Source organism: Rubellimicrobium roseum, from assembly GCF_006152145.1.
Lineage (GTDB): Bacteria > Pseudomonadota > Alphaproteobacteria > Rhodobacterales > Rhodobacteraceae > Rubellimicrobium > Rubellimicrobium roseum.
This window is the reverse complement of record NZ_VDFV01000091.1, coordinates 1-6,037: the sequence shown is the minus strand read 5'-3', so window position 1 is coordinate 6,037 and position 6,037 is coordinate 1. Positions and strand designations below refer to the sequence as shown.

The 6,037-nt window shown below is 62.6% G+C and carries 3 protein-coding genes; 1 reads left to right on the top strand and 2 read right to left on the bottom strand.

Translation table 11 applies throughout. The annotated features are described in order from the left end of the window. Positions 1-322: 322 nt before the first annotated feature. Positions 323-940, bottom strand: coding sequence for a LuxR C-terminal-related transcriptional regulator (locus FHG71_RS22455; RefSeq protein WP_176559592.1), 618 nt, complete (start codon positions 938-940; stop codon positions 323-325). Between the two features lie 385 nt (positions 941-1,325). Beyond that, a complete protein-coding gene (locus FHG71_RS24845; RefSeq protein ID WP_139083977.1) occupies positions 1,326-1,505 on the bottom strand; it encodes a transposase in 180 nt (59 codons plus the stop codon). 524 nt (positions 1,506-2,029) lie between these two features. Between FHG71_RS24845 and FHG71_RS22445 the strand changes: the two genes are divergently transcribed. Then, positions 2,030-6,037 (top strand): peroxidase family protein (locus tag FHG71_RS22445; RefSeq protein ID WP_281281996.1); only part of this gene is annotated, 4,008 nt, incomplete at its 3' end.

Here is a 6,037-nt window from a genome sequence, read left to right as displayed (position 1 = left end):
GCGGCCCAGCGCGCCGAGATGGCCGCGCTGGAGGAGCGCCTGCTCCGGATGGAGGCCGAGCGTGGCCGGCCCTATCGCCACGCCGCGGAGTAACACGAAAGCAGCCGCGTCTGAGCCGATCCCGCAGTCTGCGACTCGAGCTGGTTGTACCAGTTTGGCCGAATGCCGGTTAGGCAAAAGCACGGCTCTGATGATATGATCGCTCCCCCTTTGGATCGTCGCAGATCCACCTTGGCGCATCGAGACGGTCAGGGGCGGTCATATCATCAGAGCCGGCGTTAATACTGATGCATGTCCAATGGGCAGAGCAGTGCGGACCACCTCAGATAAGCGCAGCTAGTTCTACTCGACTGCGAATGCGAAGTTTTCTGAAGATATTGCGGAGGTGGTGCTTGACAGTTGCCTCTTCGATCCCCAGCCTGATAGCAATCTCCTTATTGCGGCAGCCCTGCCGAACAAGAGCGATCACTTCCCTCTCTCGCTCGGTGAGCCGGCCACCCTCCGCAATGAGCCAGTTGCTCTCTGGATCTATAGTTATCTCTCGGCTTTGAACAAGGTCGAACAGAACACGCGCTCCTAGCTCAGGCGAAACATAAACATCCAACCTGTGTATGTTTAGTAATGCCGCCTCAAGACTGACACCACTGCTCCTTAGTATGTAGCCGCTCGCTCCACAGCGAAGAGCTGTAAGAACATCGCTTTTGCGCTCAGACGAGGTCAGAACGGCAACTTTGGTGCGAGATCCTAACTTGGCTATCTCCTGGAGGATAGGCAGCTCTCGGCTCGGGGCGCTTGAATCCAGCAGCAGGATGTGAGGTTCCAAGCATTGGGCAGCCAATATGGCCTCACCGGCTGTGGTACATTCAGCCACCACAGCGATCTCCGCAAGCTGACCTATAAAATCCGCAGCGCTCTTGCTCGCACTTGCGCATTCGTTCATGATGACGACTCGTAAGTGCATTTGACCTTTGCCTCTCATTGTCTTGAGGTTCACAAAGAGCTACTAATAAGCGGCGGTAGATGCAAAGCATCGGTTATGAGCTAAAGATGTAGCTCTTTGAGACTTGTGCAAAGCCGTCTTATGTAGGCTAAGAGTGCGACGTTTATCTAGCTGTTTCCAGGGCTGCCTCCCAATGCCTACAGTCAGCATCACCGACGGCTTTTACCCGCTTTTGCGGCCGACCGGCTGGCATGCATGGAGGTCCTGTCGATGCACCAAAGGTCCAGGTCGATTAGACCTTCGGCATTCAGCTTGAGCCGCACTGGTCCAGAAGTCGGTCGAACAACCTCTCGCGCCGCCACCGGTTGAAGCGCTCGTAGACAATCTACCACGGCCCGTAGCGCTCCGGCGGGTCTCGCCACGGCGCGCAGGTCCCGCACTTCCATATCAAGCCATTCACCACTTGCCACTGATCGCGCCAGCGGCCGCCACCTCGCCGTCCAGAGCGAGGCATCAGGTCGGCAATCAGCCCCGATTGCGCGTTGCTGAGTTGGTGTCGTCGCATTGTAGACCCCCACCATGATGCCCCTCATCAAGGCAACTGCCCATACTTCCTCTCGTTGCAGCAGCCGTCAGACAGGACCTAACAAGGAGGGCGTCATAGTTGCGGCAAGCCGACCAGCCCCGACAATAAGCGAAGCTTAACGATCATCTTCACGCTAGAGCCACACTTATGCCGTATTCATCTTCGACTGATGCCCTGTCAGACCGTCGGCCTATGTATCTCAAAGACCCCTTACGAGCCGCTCTTCTGGGTCTCTCCCCACGAAATCAAGCCAAGTCCTAAGACTTGAGGCCTGCAGGTCTTAGGACGTCTGTCCATATTGGCGGGAAGCATCACTGCTCCTTAGGCTGGCCCCACTAGGGGAAGAACACATCTCGACATCGTCAGCTCGGGGCCACGTGTTGGGGGGTCCGTAAGCGGGGCCATGACCCTGCGCGGATTGCTAATGCCTGACCGACGTACCCCACCTGAAGCCGCACGTCCGCGCGGGATGTGGTTCAGTTTGGCTCAAGGGGGGCCTAGCCATGTCGACGAGTTTCCACGTCAACCAGCACGATCTCGAATTCATCCTGAAGCAGATCAAGATCGCCGAGCTGCATGCCGGGGGCATGTCAACCATTGCGGCCATCCAAGAGGTCTATGGCGTATCTGCCCAGGATGCCGCGCTCATGCCGGCTGGGCTGCGCACGGTGGATGGCACCGATAACACACTCCTGCCCGGGCTGCAGGATGTCGGCGCGAGTGAGACTCCCTTCCCCCGTCTGACCGATCCCGAGTACGTTAAGGAGCAGGACGGCGACAGCATTCCTCTGGGCGGTGGGCCGAACCCGCCGATGCTGACGAACACCGACTACACGCCGGGCGCCACGCCGTCCGGCAATGTGGTGGATGCCGACCCGCGCACGATCTCGAACCTCATCGTGGATCAGACCGCCGGCAACCCCGCCGCCATCTATGCTGCGCTCAAGGTGCTGGGCATCACGGGCGTGGATGCCAACACGGCTGTCAACTCCATCACCTCGGCTTACAAGGCGACCCTCGCTGCGGCGGCCAACAATGTCGCCGCAAGCGCGGAAGTCGTGGAGGCGCAGAACACGCTTCTGGCTGAGACGGACGAGTACAATGCGGCCCTTACGGCCGATACGGCCGCCGACACGGAGGTGGCCCTGTACGACGTGGCAGTGGATCTGGCCAACGTCGCGCAGGACGCGGCGGTGACAGCGCAGGCCGCCGCGGATGACCTGGTGAATGAGCTCAGCGCACCGACCGGAGCCAATCTGGTGGCCTTGCATGCGGCGGCCATGGAGGCCGCAAGTGCTGCGGTCACAGCAGCCTCGGCCGTGGTGACCCATCTGGGGTCAGGCGCGACGTCCAACGCCTTGGCCACGCAAGAGGCAGCGCAAACCCTGCTGGCTGCGCTGGACGCACTCGACAACGATGGCCTGGGCAATGACACTGACGGGCTGGATACCGATGGCAATGGCTCGGACGTCGACGGCGAGGCCGATGCCGCCGAGGCGGCGGCCAATGCTTACCGTCCGACGTCCGAAGTTAACGGAACCGCGCAGGACAGCGTGGACGATCTCAGCCAGCTTCTGGCCGAAGCGGAAGCCGATGCCACCATCACCCAGACCAACCTTGATGCCGCTACTGTGGAGCGCGATGCGGCTCAGCTGGCTTATGACGAGGCCCTTGCCGACGCGAACGGCGCCACCGGCACCTACGAGCAGTCGATTACCTTCCTCGACAGCTTGATGGACCAGTACGGTCTTCAGGTCGGGCCCGAAGGCGGGATCCGGATCGAGAACGTCTCGCCGGATGTGGGCCTGTCGCCCAAGTTCAACAACCTGTTCACCATCTTTGGCCAGTTCTTCGACCACGGGCTCGACCTCGTGAAGAAGGGTGGCGCCGGGACGGTCTTCATCCCGCTCGAGGCCGACGATCCGCTCATCGCGGGGGCGGACAAGGTCTTTGGCACAACGGACGACCTGCCGGAGCAGCTGCGCTTCATGGCGCTGACCCGCGCGACGCCCGACGGCACGTCCCACACCAACATGACCACGTCCTGGGTGGACCAGAACCAGACCTACACCTCGCACGCCTCGCACCAGGTGTTCCTGCGCGAATACGCGCGCGTCACGGTGGATGGCGTCACAAAGACCGTGGCCACCGGGCGCCTGCTCGATGGGCTCGACGCGAGCGGCAATCCGGACGGCACCATCGGCACGTGGGAGGACGTCAAGAACAGCGCGAAGGAGTTCCTCGGCATCACGCTGACGGACTTCGACGTGCATCGCGTGCCGCTGCTGGCCACCGACCAGTACGGGAACCTGATCCTGGGTCCGAACGGCTATGCCCAGCTCGTCACGCCGACAGGCTTGGTGGAGGGGGATCCCAATGGGACCGTGCTGGCATCCCAGGCCATCGCCGCCGGACCGGCGTTCTTGGACGACATTGCGCACCACGCGGTGCCGGGCCGGTACGATTCGGACAACGACCGGCGCATCACCGACGCGGATGCCTTCCAGACGCCCGACACCGACTCCGGCGTGACGGACGACGACGACCCGTCCACCTATGATGACGAGATGCTGAACTCGCACTTCGTCACCGGGGATGGGCGCGGGAACGAGAACATCGGCCTGTCGGCGGTCCACGCCGTCTTCCACGCCGAGCACAACCGCATTGTCGAGGAGAACAAGCACACCATCCTCGAAAGCGGCAACCTCGCCTTCATCAACGAATGGCTGCTGAAGGACATCACCGCCCTTCCGAGCGACGCCGAGATCGACTCGCTCACTTGGGACGGTGATCGGATGTTCCAGGCAGCGCGCTTTACCACCGAGATGCAGTACCAGCACATGGTGTTCGAGGAGTTCGCCCGCCGCGTCCAGCCGGCCGTCGATCCGTTCGTCTTCACGAACACCCCCGACATCGATCCGTCGATCGTGGCCGAGTTCGCGCATGCCGTGTACCGCTTCGGCCACTCGATGCTGACGGACACCATCGATCGGGTCGACAACAACCTGAACCCGATCCCGGGCGCCGACGGCGACCAGCTCTCGCTGATCGAGGCCTTCCTCAACCCGCAGGGCTACACCGGCACCGCGAGCAACTTCGAGGATATCCAAGGCGCCATCCTTCGTGGGTTGAGCGCGGACGTGGGCTCCGAGATCGACGAATTCATCGTGCCGGCCCTGCGCAGCAACCTCCTGGGCCTGCCGCTCGATCTCGCGGCGCTCAACATCGCCCGCGCCCGCGAGACCGGGGTGCCCTCGCTCAACCAGACGCGCGAGCAACTCTACAACGACTTCGGCATCGCCGACCTCAAGCCCTACGAGAGCTGGACCGACTTCGCCCAGAACCTCAAGAACCCGATCTCGATCATCAACATCGTCGCGGCCTATGGCACGCACGAGACGATCACGTCGGTCGACAGTCTTGAAGCCAAGCGCAACGCCGCGACGCTGCTGGTGCTGGGGGACACCGATCTTGACGGCGACGGCGTCGAGGAGGTCGCTCCGACGGACCGCCTCGATTTCCTTCAGGCGCAGGGCGCCTACGCCAGCTCGGCTTCCGCCGCGAACGGCCGAGGCGGTCTCAACGCCGTCGACCTATGGGTGGGCGGCCTCGCGGAGAAGGTGAACGAGTTCGGCGGCATGCTGGGCTCCACGTTCAACTTCATCTTCGAATACCAGATGGAGCAACTGCAGGCCGGCGACCGGTTCTACTACCTGTCCCGGACGCAGGGCCTGAACCTGCTCGACGCGCTCGAGCAGAACACCTTCGCCGACATCATGATGCGCAACTCGTCGCTGGGTGACAAATACGCGCCGCACATCTTCGGAAATTCGTTCCTTACCCCCGACTACATCCTCGAACTCGACCGAGGCATCGCGCAGCAGGACTACAATGGGGCTGCTTCGGGCAAGGACCCGGTCTGGGACGACCCGCTGCTTCAGAGGATCGATCCCAAGGTCGTGCGCAGCTACACCGGCGCGACGACGGTCACCGAAGGAGGCAAGACGCATGACGTCGGCGGCACCCTGGTCTTCCGCGGTGGCGAGCACGTCGTGCTGGGCGGCACCGAGGGCAACGACACCCTGAGATCCGACATCGGCGACGACGCGATCTGGGGCGACGGCGGCAACGACTACATCAACTCGGGGCAGGGCGCCGACCAGGTCTTCGGCGGCGACGGCGACGACGTCATCGAGGACCCGTTCGGCGACAACTTCCTGCGTGGCGAGCGGGGCAACGACGTGGTCTCGGCCGCGCGCGGCATCAACGTTCTGTTCGGCGGGCAAGGCCACGACGCCGTGTTCCTCGGCCAGGACGCCTCGGAAGCGTTCGCCGGTGAGGGCAACGACTTCGTTCTCGGCGGCTCGGGCGTCGACTTCCTCCAAGGCAACGAAGGCGACGACTGGATCGAGGGCGGCGAGGGCTTCGACACCATCGCCGGCGAGAACTCGGAGCTGTTCTTCAACTCGACCATCATCGGCCACGACGTGGCCTGGGGGCAGGGCAACGAG